The sequence below is a fragment of the Type-A symbiont of Plautia stali genome, assembly GCF_059731155.1.
The window spans coordinates 636,767-652,873 of sequence record NZ_AP035891.1; the positions used below are offsets into that span (position 1 = coordinate 636,767).

Annotated in this window: 9 protein-coding genes and 7 pseudogenes; 6 read left to right on the plus strand and 10 right to left on the minus strand. The window is 55.4% G+C overall.

The genetic code is table 11. The features are described 5' to 3' along the window. Positions 1-79 precede the first annotated feature (79 nt). Both AC6I8M_RS03365 and AC6I8M_RS03370 read left to right on the plus strand, forming a co-directional pair. Positions 80-974, plus strand: a pseudogene (locus AC6I8M_RS03365) (chemotaxis protein). Positions 975-1,506: 532 nt separating this feature from the next. Beyond that, positions 1,507-3,062: pseudogene (locus AC6I8M_RS03370) on the plus strand (methyl-accepting chemotaxis protein). A 99-nt stretch (positions 3,063-3,161) separates the two neighbouring features. Here the strand turns inward: AC6I8M_RS03370 and AC6I8M_RS03375 are convergent. The 7 genes and pseudogenes from AC6I8M_RS03375 to AC6I8M_RS03405 form a co-directional block, all read right to left on the minus strand. Further along, positions 3,162-4,450 (minus strand): annotated as a pseudogene (locus tag AC6I8M_RS03375) (HAAAP family serine/threonine permease). A gap of 399 nt (positions 4,451-4,849) precedes the next feature. After that, positions 4,850-5,500: a hypothetical protein gene (locus AC6I8M_RS03380; RefSeq protein ID WP_318285137.1), complete on the minus strand. Its 651-nt coding sequence runs from the start codon at positions 5,498-5,500 to the stop codon at positions 4,850-4,852. After that, entirely contained in the window at positions 5,491-5,844 is a 354-nt protein-coding gene (locus AC6I8M_RS03385; RefSeq protein WP_022549020.1) for a glycosyltransferase family 2 protein, read from the minus strand. The genes AC6I8M_RS03380 and AC6I8M_RS03385 overlap by 10 nt, the downstream gene beginning before the upstream one ends. Beyond that, entirely contained in the window at positions 5,841-6,407 is a 567-nt protein-coding gene (locus tag AC6I8M_RS03390) for an MATE family efflux transporter (protein ID WP_318285136.1), read from the minus strand. Before AC6I8M_RS03390 ends, AC6I8M_RS03385 begins: the two co-directional genes overlap by 4 nt. Then, complete coding sequence (locus AC6I8M_RS03395) at positions 6,322-7,143, minus strand: MATE family efflux transporter (RefSeq protein ID WP_022549018.1); 822 nt, start codon at positions 7,141-7,143, stop codon at positions 6,322-6,324. Before AC6I8M_RS03395 ends, AC6I8M_RS03390 begins: the two co-directional genes overlap by 86 nt. Positions 7,144-7,261: 118 nt before the next feature. Next, positions 7,262-7,525 carry a hypothetical protein gene (locus AC6I8M_RS03400; protein ID WP_022549017.1) on the minus strand — a complete coding sequence of 88 codons (264 nt, stop codon included), beginning with the start codon at positions 7,523-7,525 and terminating at the stop codon, positions 7,262-7,264. A gap of 3 nt (positions 7,526-7,528) precedes the next feature. Next, positions 7,529-8,137 (minus strand): glycosyltransferase family 2 protein, encoded by a 609-nt coding sequence (locus tag AC6I8M_RS03405; RefSeq protein WP_022549016.1) that lies wholly within the window; start codon positions 8,135-8,137, stop codon positions 7,529-7,531. An 841-nt stretch (positions 8,138-8,978) separates the two neighbouring features. Between AC6I8M_RS03405 and AC6I8M_RS03410 the strand changes: the two genes are divergently transcribed. Next, positions 8,979-9,884, plus strand: a complete 906-nt coding sequence (locus AC6I8M_RS03410; RefSeq protein ID WP_010618159.1) for a flagellin — start codon at positions 8,979-8,981, stop codon at positions 9,882-9,884. 9 nt (positions 9,885-9,893) lie between these two features. Here AC6I8M_RS03410 and AC6I8M_RS03415 read toward each other — a convergent pair. Then, positions 9,894-10,735, minus strand: a pseudogene (locus AC6I8M_RS03415) (LysR family transcriptional regulator). Positions 10,736-10,839: 104 nt separating this feature from the next. On the opposite strand from AC6I8M_RS03415, the pseudogene AC6I8M_RS03420 reads away from it, so the two are divergent. Beyond that, a pseudogene (locus tag AC6I8M_RS03420) lies at positions 10,840-11,527 on the plus strand (aldehyde dehydrogenase family protein); the annotation flags it as partial. A gap of 338 nt (positions 11,528-11,865) precedes the next feature. Further along, positions 11,866-12,513, plus strand: a complete 648-nt coding sequence (locus tag AC6I8M_RS03425; protein ID WP_022547328.1) for a hypothetical protein — start codon at positions 11,866-11,868, stop codon at positions 12,511-12,513. A gap of 559 nt (positions 12,514-13,072) precedes the next feature. On the opposite strand, the gene yghU is transcribed toward AC6I8M_RS03425, so the two are convergent. Together yghU and AC6I8M_RS03435 are read right to left on the minus strand one after the other, a co-directional pair. Beyond that, positions 13,073-13,954, minus strand: a complete 882-nt coding sequence (gene yghU, locus AC6I8M_RS03430; protein ID WP_010615572.1) for a glutathione-dependent disulfide-bond oxidoreductase — start codon at positions 13,952-13,954, stop codon at positions 13,073-13,075. 101 nt (positions 13,955-14,055) lie between these two features. Further along, positions 14,056-15,066, minus strand: a pseudogene (locus tag AC6I8M_RS03435) (LacI family DNA-binding transcriptional regulator). 100 nt (positions 15,067-15,166) lie between these two features. Between AC6I8M_RS03435 and AC6I8M_RS03440 the strand changes: the two are divergent. Next, positions 15,167-16,077, plus strand: a pseudogene (locus tag AC6I8M_RS03440) (Gfo/Idh/MocA family protein). The last annotated feature ends 30 nt before the right edge of the window (positions 16,078-16,107 follow it).

Genomic DNA, 16,107 nt, shown 5'->3' on the forward strand with positions numbered 1-16,107 from the left:
TTTCCTCCGCTGCCGATAAGTTAATCATGGCGCTATTGCCCTGCCCTTTACTCCGCCGAGATTCTGCCCCGAGGCCACAATGGATAATTTTCAGAAAGAGATCGATGAACGGGCCAACCTTGCGCTTTCTAACAAATTCGAACTGCTGCTGTTCCGGCTGGGTTCCGATCGGCTGAAAGGCAAGTCTGAGCTGTACGGCATCAACGTATTTAAACTGTGTGAAATTGTGCCGATGCCGACGATTACCCGCGCTGCCGGCAGTAACCGGCTGTAAACCGGAAACCGGCCTCAACCTGCAGCTGGTAACCGAATACGCGCGCAGCACCCAAGCATTTGCCGTGGAATCGGTGGAGAACATTGTGCGTCTCGAATGGAATCAGGTGCACACGGCGGAAGCGGGCATCGGCAGCCGTAACATCACCAGCATCGCCTTTCTGGACACCGACGGTCAGAGCAACAATCTGGCACTGGTGCTCGACGTCGAGCAGATTCTGTATGACATCATTCCGTCGGTGCGTGGCGTCGAGCCGAGCGAAGAGACGGCGAAGAATTTCAACCTTAAACCCGGCCAGGTAGCGATTGTTGCTGAAGACGCCAAAGTGGCGCGTCAGTTGCTGGAACAGGGGCTGAAAAGCATGGGCATTCCGGCCATCATGCACAATACCGGGCTTGAAGCGTGGATTAAAATCAGCGAGATGCAGAAAGAAGCACAGGCTAACGGCGAGTCGATTCACGACAAAATCGCGCTGGTGCTGACCGACCTCGAAATGCCGGAGATGGACGGCTTTACCCTGACGCGCAACATCAAGCGCGACGACGCGCTGCGGCAGATTCCGGTGGTGATTCACTCCTCGCTGTCCGGCAGCGCCAACGAAGATCACGTGCGCAAAGTGGGCGCTGACGGTTACGTCGCTAAGTTTGAAATCAACGAGGTTTCCAGCGTGATTTATCGCGTGCTGGAGAAGAAGCGCTAAGCGCTTACCCCGATCATCCCCTCAGGCGCGATGTTCGCGCCTTTTTTATGCCCGCTCGCCATCCGCTGCATTACCGTAACGGCGTATTTATTACGTATTGCTGATCAGTTAATCGTCCCTGGTCACCATGAATGGTGATTCTACAGTCTCTGCGCGTTTTTTTGCAGGGGCGCAATTTAATGCGTTATGCCTTTCCGTTACCCGTCCCGGTCACCATGAATGGTGACCCTACAATCTCTGCGCGTTTTTGTTAGGTGCGCAATTTTGCGCACCGGCATATGTCGTGACGCCACCTAATTACGACCAGTGATTAATCAACCTTAAGCCCTCTTAACCGTTTTGTGACAAAACCCTAAAAAATTAAAGTTAAAACATTAGCAACCGATAACTTTAGCGCCTGCGCTGTTGGCGCCAGACCCGTCTCGCCGCAACGGCAAAAAATCGTTCCTTTACACATCATCGACATATTGCAGGCCCGTCGTCTGCGTTTCCGTTTTAACACAACCGCATTTTGGCATTGCGGGGAGATCCAATGTTGAGCTTAAAGAATATGAAGGTCGGCGTCCGCTTGGGCATCGCCTTTGGTTTAGTGGTGGCACTACTGGTGGTGATTGGTATCACCTCAATCATGAAGATCAACAACATCAAGAGCGGCATTACCTCGATTGTGGAAGATCGCTATGTAAAAGTGCGGCTCGGCTTTGACGTGCGCGATGGCGTCAACGATCAGATCAAATACCTGCGCGGCATCGTCATCGATACCACCCGGCCGCAGTTCAACGTGCAGCGCTTTCAGCAGCTGGCAGACGCCACCGCCCGCACCAACGCGGCGATGAAGAAGATCGAAGCGATTCAGATTACCGCCGTGGGCAAGAAGAAAATTGCCAGCCTGCTGGCTGCCAGTCAGCAGTTTGAACAGCAGAAAAATGAGGTGCTGGATCTGGTGCGTGCCGGTAAAGCCGATGACGCCAGCTACTACGTGCTGAAAAAAATTACCGCCGTGCAGGATGCCTACCTCGACCTGGCGGTGGCGTTTGCTGATTCCCAGTCCTCGCACCAGCAGGAAGGCGCCGGCATTATCGACGATGGCACCACGGCGATTGAAGTCACGCTGGTGTTCTCCGCGCTCGCCATTCTCGCTGCCGTGGTGATGGGCTGGCTGCTGACCCGTTCGATTGTGCATCCGCTGAATGAAGCGGTGACCATCGCCAGCAAAGTGGCCGCCGGCGATCTCAGCTCGCGCATTGAAATACGCAGCAAAGATGAAACGGGCGCGCTGATGCAGGCCCTGCAGGCGATGAACGATAACCTGCTGACCATTGTTTCCGACGTGCGCGCCGGATCCGACACCATCGCCGTGGCGTCCAACCAGATCTCCAGCGGCAACATTGATCTCTCTTCGCGCACTGAACAGCAGGCCAGCTCGCTGGAAGAGACGGTGTCCGCGATGGAGCAGATGACCGCTACCGTGAAGCACAACGCCGACAATGCGCGCGAAGCCAACTCGCTGGTGGCGAAAAAACCTCCGGCGTCGCCAAAGAAGGCGGTGAAGTAATGGAGCAGGTGATTGTGAAGATGGAGGCGATTGCCCTCTCCTCGAAGAAGATTGTCGACATCATCAGCGTGATTGACTCTATCGCCTTCCAGACCAACATTCTGTCGCTCAACGCGGCGGTCGAAGCGGCGCGCGCCGGTGAACAGGGTCGCGGATTTGCCGTCGTCGCCACCGAAGTGCGTAACCTGGCGCAGCGTTCTGCCTCCGCGGCGAAAGAGATCAAAGTGCTGATTGAAGGCTCGGTGGCGAAGGTGGATGAAGGTAGCCGTCTGGTGACGCACGCCGGTTCAACCATTGGTGAAGTGGTCAACAGCGTAAGCTGCGTGGCGGAGATCATGAGCGAAATCACTATCGCCAGCAGCGAACAGAGCAGCGGCATCAGTGATATCAATCAGGCCATTATGCAGATGGAAGCGGTGACGCAGCAGAACGCCGCGCTGGTGCAGGAAGCTTCCGCTGCGTCTCAGGCGCTGCAGGAGCAGGCCGATCGTCTGGCGCAGTCGATGAGCGTGTTTAAAACCGCCGCGGTTTAACGCAGGTAGCCCCGTTCTGCATCCGTCAGACGGGGCCGTTCAGTGTCGCTGGCGTTGTCATGGCGGTGCGCATAGGGTTCGGCGCACCGCGCCCTTCTCTTAATTCATCAGCGAATAAGCGATGGATGAAATCGCCAGAATCCCCACCAGCATCACAAACAGGTTGCTGATTTTGCCGCTGTACTGGCGCATCGCCGGGACTTTGTGAATAGCGTACATCGGCATCAGGAACAGAATCATCGCGATCACCGGCCCGCCCAGCGTCTCAATCATGCCGAGAATGCTCGGGTTCAGAGTGGCAACCAGCCAAGTGGTCAGCAGCATAAACAGCGTGGTCAGGCGATTCATTTTCTGCGGCGTGATGGTTTTGCCACGGCTGCGCAGTGACTTCGCCACCATGCCGTTAAAGCCTTCACGCGCGCCCAGATAGTGGCCGAGGAACGATTTGGTGATCGCCACGATGGCGACAATCGGCCCCATCCAGGCAATCATCGGCACGTTAAAGTGGTTAGCCAGATAGGACAGAATGGTGATGTTCTGCGCCTTTCCTGCCTGTAAATCGGCGGGCGACAGGCTCAGCACGCAGCTGAACACAAAGAACATCACGGTCACCACCATCATCAGATGGGCGCCGGCCAGAATGCGTGAACACTTCTTCTCAGCGTCGGCCCCGTACTCGGCGCGTTTCGCCACGGCAAAAGACGAGATAATCGGCGAATGATTAAAGGAGAACACCATCACCGAAATCGCCAGCCACAGCGTCATCCAGATACTGCTGTCGCTGCCGCTTTGCGCAAACGATAAGGTCTCCAGCGCCGTGCCGTGCCAGTGCGGCACCAGCTACGCAGCCAAGCAGCATCAGTACCGCCACAAACGGAAACACCAGCACGCTCATCGCTTTGACAATCATCTGCTCGCCGAAGCGCACCACCGTCATCATGCCAGCGATCAAAATAAGCGACAGCAGCGCACGCGGCGATACCAGCCCGAGCTGGTGCACAATAAAGCTTGTACACAGTATTGGTGATCGCCACGCTGTACATCAGCAGGATCGGGTAGATGGCAAAGAAGTAGAGCAGCGTGATGAGCTTACCGGCGCCGACACCGAAATGCTCTTCCACTACGTCAGTGATATCCGCGCCAGGATTTTTGCCGGAGAGCACAAAGCGCGTCAGCGCACGGTGCGCAAAGAAGGTCATCGGGAAAGCGAGAATCGCCATGATGAGTAATGGAATCAGCCCGCCCGCGCCGGCGTTAATCGGTAGAAACAGCACCCCTGCGCCAATCGCGGTGCCGTACAGGCCCAGCATCCACACCGTATCACTCTTGCGCCAGCCGGTTGCTGCCGCCTCCACCGTACCGAGGGTACCGGTTTGTGAGTTATCCATCTGTCTCTCCAAAATTGTCTCAAATGCAGCCGGAACGACGGCCAAAAATTCGCGGCGGCCTGCAGCGTGCGGTCGCTTCACAAAACGCGCCTATGCTACCCGTTTTTGCCCGGCGTGGATTGCCGCAACGCAAGACATGCATCACAAAGGCGGTAAAAATGCGCGAGATGGCGATAAAAGCAACAATAACGCACGAAACACGCACGCAATCGATTGCCTGGGGCGCTATTTGACCTGAGAAGCGTCAGGAGTGCAAGACACAGAGCGAAGTGGACGTTAGCGGGAGAATGAAGTGCGGGGGTATTGCCAGCAGCAGAGCGCTGAGGAGGGAACTCCCCCGGCAGCTAGCCTCGGGCAACGCAGCACGTCGCCAGAGGATAACGCCGGGAGAATTGAAAATCAGAACGCCCGCATTCTGTAGAGGGCATAAAGGAAATAGTACGCTGTGATAGTATTCAAATTAATAATCATGTACTTCAATTTTTCATTTTTATTCAGCAGCGTAAAAATACCTTTAGAATATTTTCCGCGCTTGATTTGATTAATTTCCTGCGCAATATCGGCAGGTGAAAACGAGGCGTGATACATGGCGGTGACAATCTGCATATCCAGTGCCAGCACGCGTTTCGAGATCGCTTTTAAAAAATGGTCGAGATTACCGGACGCGTACTTTTCCACAATGGAATCGTACAAATCGGTAAGCGACTGTTTACGCACTTTCAGTTCGCTGTACTGCACTTTACGTTTCGACAGCGATCCCGCCACATCCTCATAATGATAAGCCGCGCCTGGGGTGATCAGGAAATTACTGACGCAGCTGAAATACTTCAGGTTAAACAGCAGGTCTTCACTCATTGAGACGCCTTCCATGAAGCGCAGATGGAGATCGTCAATAATCTGGCGGCGATAACATTTATTATGTAGATAGCCAATGTTGTCGCTCATCTCCAGCTCGCCCAGCACGTAAGGAATATCTTGCTGGCTGAAGAATCCCGCCTGCGAGAGTTTGCCGATACGGTTGTCGTTGAGGTTGCCAACCATTAAGTCCACCGATTGGCCGGCCAGGCATTGAGATTGAGTTTGAAACTCATCAGGAAATTATCGTCAACCCAGTCATCCGCATCGAGAAACAGAACATATTCCCCGCTGGCCTGCTGCAGCCCGCTATTGCGTGCCGCACTGACGCCCGCGTTAATTTGATTAAGCACCGTAACCTGCGGATAGTGAGCAAATTCCTGCAAAATCTGTGCACTGTTATCGCGACTGTCATCGTTGACAACAATAATTTCATAGCTACTGAAGGTTTGATTTAATACGCTTTGCAGCGTACGCCGGATAGTGTTTTGCGCGTTATAGACGGGAATGATAATACTAAATAGCGTTTTTTCATTCATGATAAACTCTCTTTACTGTCTGAGGTTTTGATAGTGCTAAAGAGCTGCCATAGTTTCCTGGGGTTGAAAAAGATCAGATGAATACGCATGACCGGCTGCGCCGGGAAAAAATAATTCAGCAGGGAGAACGATAAAAACTCGGTTAATACCACGCTCATGGCGACACCGGTTAAGCCGAAATGCGGCACCAGCAGCAGCGACGACAGCAGGCAAATCACTAATACCACGAAGGTTTTCTTCACCAGATAGCGGTAGCCGTTATATTTAATGATGAAGCGATCCATTACGCTGCTCAGCACCGCGCACATCGCACCGAGGCTGAGTAATAACGTCGGCGCGACCGCATCAAGATATTGCTCACCGTAGAAGTCACGAATAAACCAGCCCGACAGCAGCCAGATCGCTACAATTACCGCAGCGGAAACGCCAATCACCAGCAGATGCAGTTTCTGCGCTTTGACGATCGCCTGCTGGTCATTACGCTCGGCAAAAAACGCCGGATAAAACGACGCCAGTAGCGCACTGGATAAAAATACCCAGGCGGTCGACAGCGTCAGCGCCACGGAAAAAATGCCCGCCTCTTTCACGCCGAGAAAATAAGAGACGCTGATTTGGTTGACGCGGGTATGAAGCGCAACGGCAATCGCTGAGAAGATGAGCGACATGCCGGACACCAGCATGTAGCGCGAATACTTTGTTCACGTGGCGCAGCGCCGGAAGCGGTGCACGCCGCTCATACAGCAGAAACAGCGTTAACTTGATGGTGAAAGGAATAAAGGTGGCGAGCACAATCGGGATCGCCAGATAAGCCGGTTCCAGCTGGTAATAGGAGATCAGAAAGCGCACCGTCAGGCTGATCGCCAGACCGATGACGTTGGCAATCACATTGAGGCGCGCGTTGAGCATCGCTTCATTGTAAATATTGATCAGGTCAATGGATGAGAACAGGCAGGCAATGGCTGCCGCGCAGATAAAGACCAGCGCGTCGGCGCTCCACTCCTCTTCCATAATCGCCATGCCGACAATCGACAGCACGCAATACAGCACCAGCAGGAAGGTCGCCATCATCAGGCGCAGGCCGGAGTGATGATTCTGCGCGATGCGTTTCAGCAGAATCACATCGCTGCCCATCAGTGCGATGGTCTGAATAAACTGAAATACCAGCATGGCGATGGAGATAATGCCGAAGGTGGTGGGCCCGACGTATTTCGCCACGTAGGAGGTAACAAAAATCAGGCCGAATACCGCAATCAGCTTTTCGGCAATCGTCCACATGGAGTTTTTTAATTTGTCTTTCACAACGCCTCCGGTGCGATTATTTCTCTGCCAGCCGGCGCAGCCGTGAGACCAGGCGCGGGCTAATGAAAAACAGCGCAAAATACAGGCTCCACGGATTAAATAGCGGTCCGGCGGAGCATCAGCTGCGGAAACTTCGGCGATAGAGCGTGATGTATTCATCAATAAAGGCGCGGCTCAGACTGTCGCTGTGCAGCCCTTTGTGGATGTAAGACGCCGTGACTTTTAAATAGAGGTGGTAATAGCAGCGATAATGCTGGCTCGATAAAAATGCTTTCATGCCGCTGAACGAGCGGGCAAAAGATAAATGTTTTTCCCGCAGCGCCGAACGCGTGGCGGAGTGCGTGGATTTGACGTAGTGATAAACCACCCGCTGCGTCATCACTACCTAGCGATCCTGCTGCAGATGCAGGTAGTTCATGACAAACAGCAGGTCTTCGAAATTGGCGATCTCTTCATTGAACCGCAGCCGGTGCTGACGAATGACATCGCCGCGAAACACCTTGTCGCAGATACCGTGGCGCGGGTGGTAATAGAGCAGATCGTTAATCGCCGCCGACACCGACAGCGCGTGCGCCTGTTCACGGTTGGCGGGAAAATCCAGCGGTGCGCCGTCCGGGTTGAAGTGTTGTGACTCGCCCACCACCATCGCCGTTTCGTTACTCATCAGCCGCAAATACGTCGAGAAGGCCTGGGGCGGCAGGAAGTCATCGGCGTCTAAAAAACACAGCAGCCGGCCACGCGAGGCGCGAATGCCCCGGTTGCGCGCCGCCGAGACGCCCGCGTTGGCCTGGCTGATAAGGTGGAACTGCGGATAACCCGCGTAGCGCTGCAGGATCGCCAGCGAGTCATCGCTGGAGCCGTCATTAATAAAAATGGCCTCAAAGCGAACCTCATCCTGCTGCTGCAGGCTGTCGATGCATCTTTCCAGATAAGCTGCGGCGTTATACTCCGGCACAATGACGCTAATCAGCACGTCGTTAACGGGAGTTAGCATATGACCTCAAAACATAATTTATCGGGAGTTAAACCCGCCGTGACGAAATAAAAATCGATACTGAACCGTTAATGCTTAACGTTTAACGGCCCATACTTTCATCCTGCTTAACATTAATACACCGCTGTTTTCAGAGTTTCCTCAGCAAAATATGACCGCCGGAATAAGGCTATTTTTCGCTGGCGCCAGATAAGAATTTCGCTATATATTGAGGTCAGGTTTATCTGGTGATTTAAAGGGTAAAAACCGCAAGCTACCGCCCCTGGCTTACAGCGACCAGCGTGCTGAAATTCTTTTTGGTGCATTTTCAGGCGCAAAGAGGGGGCGCTGCACTCCGCAGAGTTCAGTGATTTATCAGCTGGTTATCCCCAACGCTTCTTGCACAGCAACGTGTTTATTGCGTTGCTGCCGGGTAAAACATTTATCAGGTATAGGTTTATTCGTTATCTTTAGCAGCGCTACCTCTCCAGCTATTTTGTGCCACATCAGGAGAACGGGAACTGCCGACCGCGGTTGAAATGGTGCATCTTTCGACGGGCTTTCGCAACAAGCGTCACGACATTATTATCTGGCCGCCGTCAGTGCGCGCTGGGACACCGCCACGGCTGCCGGTAACGTCTCGATCGGCCGCAGCAACCCGGCGCCGCGGTACAGCAACGTCAGCAGCATTGCGTCGCGCGCTATCCCGGCGGTTAATTTTCAGGACAGCAGCGGCAGCGCGCTGAGCACCACGCCCGCAGCCACGTTAACGCAGGATAATGGCCAGTATTATATTGAGCAGAACAACAGCTGGTATCCGGCCACGCTCAGCTTTGGCAGCAGCGGCGCAGTAACGGCACGCATGACCAGCGGTGCCGCCAAATCCGACAGCAATTTCGCGACCCTGCCGACCACGGTGACCGACACGCCGGCGATCGACACCAGCACCGCCAGCCTCAGCTTCAGCAATGCCAGCGGCAACGCGGTGAGCAATGGCCGTCTGCTGCGCACCAGCGGCGGGCAGTATGTAATGGAAGTGGATAACGGCGGCGGTAACTACCAGTATTACAACGCCGCTGTCAGCGCGACCTCGGATGGCACCAGTAACGCCCTGAGCATCGTCGTGACCAGCGCCAGCAGCATTAACAGCTTCAGTGCGGTGAACAGCGTGACCGGCACCTCTTACATCACGCTCGATCCGGCCAATGTGGATGTGCGCTATACCGATGTCGATGGCAACAGCAGTAATGATGTGCTGAAACTCGACGCCGACGGCAATTACTACATGGATGTGCCGAACGGCAATCTGGATAAAACCGCCACCTTCGTCCGCAGTGACAGCAGCGGCAACCTGATGCTGAAAACCCTGCAGGGCGTGGGTGACGTGCAGATTTACTTTCAGGCTGCTTTGTCGTCAGTTACCGATGCATCCACCAACTTTACGACCCTGCGCGTGGCCGAGACCGGTTCAGAGATCCGCCTGAAACATCCGGACGATCCGCTCGCCACGCTGGATCGCGCCATCGGGCAAATCGACAGTCAGCGCACCCGTCTGGGCGCCGTCGCCAACCGGCTGCTCTCGGCGCAAACGCTACAGGGCAACGCGACCGCCGCAATTGCGGCATCACGCTCCCGTATCGAGGATGCGGATTACGCCACGGAAGTCTCCAGCCTGTCGCGTCAGCAAATTCTGCAGCAGGCCAGCAGCGCCCTGCTGGCGCAGGCTAATCAGCTGCCGCAGCAGGTACTGAAGTTACTGAACGCCTGATAAAGGGCATTATCCGGCTTCAGGTGAGGCAGAAGCATTACGCTGCTCACGCACAAATTCGGTGAGCGCCCGCAGTGCCGGCGGTACCAGCCGATGTCCCGGATAGTAAAGGCAGAGCGCACCGAGGGGCACCTGCCAGCCGGGCAGCAGGCGCACCAGCCGGCCCGCCGGCACATCCGCCGCAACCTGCTGTTCCGTCATGCAGGCAATGCCCAGACCAGCCAGCGCCGCCTGGTGGATGGCGCTCATGTCGCTGGCCGCCATACGCGGCTCGCCCTGCAGCCGATAACGCTGCTGCTGCTGGCTTAGCTCCCAGCGATAAACGCTGCCGTCCGATATGCGCATACACAGGGTTTGATGCTGATCGAGCGCCTCTGGCGTCTGTGGTGTGCCCGCGTGTGCGAGGTAGGCTGGCGCGGCCACCACAATCATGCGCATTTCCGGCGTCAGCCTGACGGCAATCATATCGCCCGGCACGTCCTCTGCCAGCCGTATGCCGGCATCGAAGCCGTCGGCCACTATAATCCACCCGCTCTTTCTGGCTGTAAATATCGACGCGAATGCGCTGATAGCGCTGCAGGAACGGCAGCAATATCGATGTGTACCACAGCGCGCTGCTCTCGGGCGGCACATTGAGACGCAGCATGCCGGCCGGATCGCCCGGATCGCTGCCGGCTTCCTCAGCTGCGCTTGCGATTGAAGAGCCGCACGCCCAGCCGTTTCTCCAGCGCGGCAACCGCATTGGTCACCGCCGAAGGCGACATCTCCAGCTCGCTGGCCGCCGCTTTAAAGGTGCCGCGCCGCGCGACCGCCAGCACAATTTCCAGTTCAGTCAGACCTGTCCGGTTCATCAATTATTCCGTTTCGCGCAATACCCTTTGCAGGCGGAGGCGGATTATCGCCGCCGGTGGTGCGTGCTACTTTGCCGCCACGCAACATGCAAAGGAGCATAGCCATGCACATGATTGAACACATCTATATCAACGGCCAGTTTGTCACTCCTGACGGCGATGAATGGCTGGATATTATCAAACCTGCCGACGGCAGCGTAATCGGTAAAGCGCGTCTGGCGGATGCGCAGGATGCTGAACGCGCGATTGCGGCAGCAGAGGCGGCGTTTCCCGCCTTCGCCGCGACCACGGTGGCGCAGCGCATCACCCTGCTGGAACAGATGTACTATGCGGTTAACCGCGCCGAAAGCGAGCTGCGCGCGGCGATCCTTGAGGAGTATGGCGCGCCCACCGCACGCTCCGAGTGGATGAGCCGCTTATCCGGCTGACGTGATTCTGCAGGTAATTGAAGAGCTGAAACGCTATCCGTTTGTACAACAGGCAGGCCGTGCGCAGGTGCAGATGCTGCCGCTCGGCGTTGCCGGCCTGATCACGTCATGGAACAGCAACGCGGGCTTTATCTGCCACAAACTGGCGACTGCGATTGCCGCAGGCTGTACTGCCGTGATCAAACCCAGCGAGTTCAGCCTGCTGCAGACGCAGGTGATCACCAAGGCGCTGCACACCGCCGGTTTGCCTGCGGGCGTGTTTAATATCGTCACCGGACGCGGTGCCAGCGTCGGTGAAGCCCTGAGCCGCAGTCCGCAGGTGGCGAAAATCTCCTTCACCGGCTCGACCGCCACCGGCAAAGCTGATAGGACGTGAGATATTTAAAAGGGAAACGTGCGATAAATGTGGATCTACCTGGGACAAACTGGATCTATCTGGGACAGGTTACGGTAATTAAGTTTCACACAGTGAAACGTCGGAGAGAAAAACATAACCTGTACACCAGATAGTGAGTATTGGGTTAATGCTAACCAGACAATAGAAGAATATTTCATATGCTCGATTCATCACTTGTTGTGCAATGAGGGTAAAATCCTCAACGTCATTAAAGGTGTTTACTAGTCTGTTTGCCATATGTATACAAGAATGTTCTGCGAGAAAGCACTAATGAGTCCTGGCAACACGAGGCGAAGGAGGATTGAATGATAGAGGCATCGCTGCTGAATCTGCCCTGGGCAACTCTGGTAACACTGGCCTCTGGCTACATCGGTTATTTTATTGCCAATGTTGGCTTGAAACAGCACCATAAGCCTGTTGATATCACGTTTACGACCCTGGTCTTTTGTCTTTTACCCGCCGGGCTTTATCATTCAGCAGTGTGGTTGGGGTTCAACACCTACATAGCATCTGTTCCGGCTGTTATCTCTGCTTTTATTGCAGGTTCGGTTTGGCGCAAATACGGCAAGAAATGGATGTATGGCCTCCTGCGGAAATATGATATATCGTGGTCTGACAGCACCCACTCTGCCTGGCAGAGGATGTTTGACCAGCGTGGCTACTATGTTTCGGAAGTCTATGTTTACCTGAAAAATGGCTCAACGCTTTTGTCGGAAGCACCTGGCCACTTTGAAGGGCAACCATGCGGATGCTTTGTTCTGGGAAACGAAAAAGACATTTTGCTCTATGTAACCCATGAAAAAGCGGCTGGCAGCACAGACTGGAAAGCATGCAGTGATGTACTGCATGAAACCTGGGGAGCACTGGCGACTTATGTCCCTGCGGATCAGATAGCGCGGGTACAGGTAAGGAGAACCAGGTTCAAAGAGGCAAGGGTTCTCCCTGAAGAGTAACGTTATTGTCGGGCTGGTCTGGATGGCGGTGGTGTGACTGGTTTAGAAGATGAGTCTGTTTTCTCATTACGAAGCGTATCTTTGTCGAAAACAATCGTCACCATACCTTTGGAGTCGTCAGAGTAGTCAACGCGGTCATGCCTCTGGTCTTTGTTATTACTCATTGCACTTTCCTCACGTAGTATAAGAATCGATGTACTAGCAAACGAGATTCTAGATTATCGTTGAGGAAAGATGCAATGGCAGGTGATTTTGATTCTGTTTTCTCTTTCACATACTGAAAAGTAATTACAGCAGGAAAGCCATCAGGCTCTTCTCCTGACTGAACCGGATACGACTTCAAGCAGCAACATGATTTCAATAATCGGTCGATTTGAGTACTGATTTCTGTTTCACTATGTGAAACTTAATTACCTCACCCGTCCCAGATAGATCCAGTTTGTCCCAGGTAGATCCACATTTATCGCACGTTTCCCTTTTAAATATCTCACGTCCTATCAGGTGGCCAGTTCATCTTTGTCCAGCGTTTCGTCTTTAATCATGACAACATATGCGGCCATTATTGTTCGCCTCGCGCCTGACGCTTGTCTTCAGTATTGGTATCAAAATCGCTCGCATCGTGCCGTTCCAGCAGCGGAGCCTGCGGCTCGGCGCCAAATTCCCGGTTCACTTTACGCCCGCGGATCACCGCCGGACGGTCGGCAATCTCTTTTGCCCAGCGCACCACATTTTTGTACGACTGCACATCGAGGAATTCGCCGCCGCCGTACTGGTTATTCAGCACCAGATTGCCGTACCACGGCCAGGTCGCGATATCGGCAATGGTATATTCGTCGCCGGCGAGGAAACGGTGGTCCGCCAGCTGGCGATCCAGCACATCAAGCTGACGTTTGGCTTCCAGCGTGAAGCGGTTAATAGCGTATTCAATTTTCTCTGGCGCGTAGTGATAGAAGTGGCCGAAACAGCCGCCAAGGTACGGCGCGGATCCCTGCAGCCAGAACAGCCAGTTCAGGGTTTCAGTGCGGCCCGCCACGTCAGAGGGAATAAAGTGGCCGAATTTATCCGCCAGATAGAGTAGGATATTGCCGGATTCAAACACGCGCAGTGGCGGTGTGATCGAGTGGTCGCGCAGCGCCGGAATTATTGAGTTGGGGTTAACCTCAACGAAGCCGCTGGAGAACTGATCGCCGTCGCCGATACGGATTAGCCAAGCGTCATACTCCGCTTCCTGCACGCCGAGCGCCAGTAGCTCTTCCAGCAGAATAGTCACTTTCTGGCCGTTTGGCGTCCCCAGCGAATAGAGCTGCAGCGGGTGCTTACCGACCGGCAGCGTTTGCTCATGCGTCGGCCCGGCGGTTGGACGGTTAGTCTTCGCCCCGTTACCTTTGGCTTCCGGGTCCCAGGTCCAGACTTTCGCGGGCTGATACTGATTTTCCGACATAATGCGTTCGCCTTGTCGTGAGAAGATTTTTGCTGCTACTGAGTGTAGCAGCACGCTATCACGCCGATTTAACCGCGTTGGCGATAAAAGACAAAGTCGAATCAGGCAAAATTCTCTTGCGTAAACAGCATAAAGTCGACTTTGCCGGGCTGATAGGTCTCTGGTTGCTCACCCTCTTCCAGATGACGCAGCAGCAGCGTCAGCGCCAGTTGTGCGTGACGCAGAGTGTTTTGATCGAGCGTTAGCGTCAGTACGCGTTTAGCCAGCAGCTCACGGGTGGTTTGGTAAAGTTCGTGCGTAACATATACCACCTTGGCGCACAGCCGGTGGCGCGCCAGCGCTTCGTGAATCAGCGTGTTGCCCATGCCGGTATTGTATAAGCCGACAATGTGCTGCGATGCGGCCAGCGTTTTCTCCAGCAGCCGGCTGATGCGCTCGCGCTCGTCCTGGCCAGCGATGATCTCCCGCAGCCGCAGATGCGGGAAGCGCTCCGCCAGCACCGCCCTGAAACCCTTCGATGCGCAGACGGTGCGCGGCGTAATCGGCGCGACCGCTAACCAGCACCACGTCACCCGCCACGGGTAGCATGCTGCCGAGCATCAGCGCGGCGGTGCGTCCCGTCTTCAGCTGGTCAATACCGACATGGCATAGGCGCGGCGCATCAGGCAGATCGGCCACCAGCGTGATAACCGGTACGCCACGCGCTTTACAGGCCTCAAGCGCCGCGTAAATCAACGGATTTTCATGGGCGAAAACAATCAGCCCGTCTATCTTTTTGCTGCTGGCTTCGATATGCGCCGCCAGCTTTTCGGGCGTGTGCTCCGGAATCAGCGTGCGGTGCAGCCGCAGGCGACGATAGCCGAGCTCATCCGCCAGCCGGGCAAAATCCTGCGCCAGCTGTTGAAAGAAGAAGGAACCGTTACCGCCTCTATCTGCCATGCGTGGCGGTGCTCCTCCGGCAGGATGCGTTTCAAACCCGCTTCGCGCGCCGCCAGTAAAATCTTTTTCGTCATCGCGGGCGACACGCCGCCCCGGTCGTTCAGCACCCGATCCACCGTGGCGACGCCCACGCCCACCCGCTTAGCCAGTTCGGCCAGCGTCATTGTTTTCATCTGAGTGAATTCCATCAAAAACCGCGTTCAGGCAGCCTGCCAGAAAGCGATATTTTGACAAGACCGACTATGCCGAAGTGTGAGCAACAGGAGCGTTATCATGCGCAGTGCGCAACGTTTTGCCTTGATTGGCTGCGGATTTATTGGCCAGGTGCATGCCGCAAACTTGGCGCGCCATCTCGGCGTTGAGCTGGCGCTGAGCAGTGAGGTCATTGATGCGGTGCTGATTGCCAGTGCGACGCCGACCCACGCTCCGCTACTGGAGCAGGCGGTGCTGGCGGGCAAAGCGGTGTACTGTGAAAAACCGATCGATTTGTCGCTGCCGCGCGCCCGGGAAATGGTAGCCAGCATTTCCCCGCTGCAGGTGCCGGTGACGGTAGGGTTCAATCGCCGTTTCGATCGCAGCCATGCACAACTGAAAGCCCAGCTGCAGCAGGGCGTGATTGGGCGCAGCGAGCTCATCCAGATGGTGTGCCGCGCCTCTGAACTGCCGCCGCTGAGCTATCTGCAGGCATCCGGCGGACAGATGCGCGACCAGGCCATCCACTTTTTCGATCTGCTGCGCTGGTTAACTGAGGATGAAGTTGTCACCGTGGGTGCGTTCGGTGCCGCGCTGGCGATGCCGGCGATCCGCGACATTGACGTCGATACGTCGGTGCTGATTATGCGCCTGCAGCAGGGCGCGCTGGCGCAGCTCGATAATGCCCGTCGTACCGCTTACGGCTATGACGAGCGCATCAGTGCGATGGGCAGTCTGGGCATGCTGGCGTCGGAAAGCCAGGCGGTGCGCGGTGCGACCCTGTATCAGGGGCAGCACATCCGCCAGCCGGGGCGGACTGGTTCAGTCGGGTACAGGAGACCTATTACAGCCATCTCGATGCATTTGTGCGACATATTGGCGGTGAGAAAGTGGCCGGTTTGCCGGGGCTGATTGACGGGCTGCGCGCGCAGGCCATCGCGGAAGCGGCGCAGCTGTCGCTGACGCGCGGCGAGTTGAGGTGGAGTGGGTGACGGTTTGATGGGGAGTGGGCGATGGCGTTT

What these genes read in the sequence shown, in the direction of transcription:
- AC6I8M_RS03385 (WP_022549020.1), bottom strand. Translation starts at nt 5,844, where the DNA reads ATGAATGAAAAAACGCTATTTAGTATTATCATTCCCGTCTATAACGCG.
- AC6I8M_RS03405 (WP_022549016.1), bottom strand. Translation starts at nt 8,137, where the DNA reads ATGCTAACTCCCGTTAACGACGTGCTGATTAGCGTCATTGTGCCGGAG.
- AC6I8M_RS03410 (WP_010618159.1), top strand. Translation starts at nt 8,979, where the DNA reads ATGACCAGCGGTGCCGCCAAATCCGACAGCAATTTCGCGACCCTGCCG.
- AC6I8M_RS03425 (WP_022547328.1), top strand. Translation starts at nt 11,866, where the DNA reads ATGATAGAGGCATCGCTGCTGAATCTGCCCTGGGCAACTCTGGTAACA.
- yghU (WP_010615572.1), bottom strand. Translation starts at nt 13,954, where the DNA reads ATGTCGGAAAATCAGTATCAGCCCGCGAAAGTCTGGACCTGGGACCCG.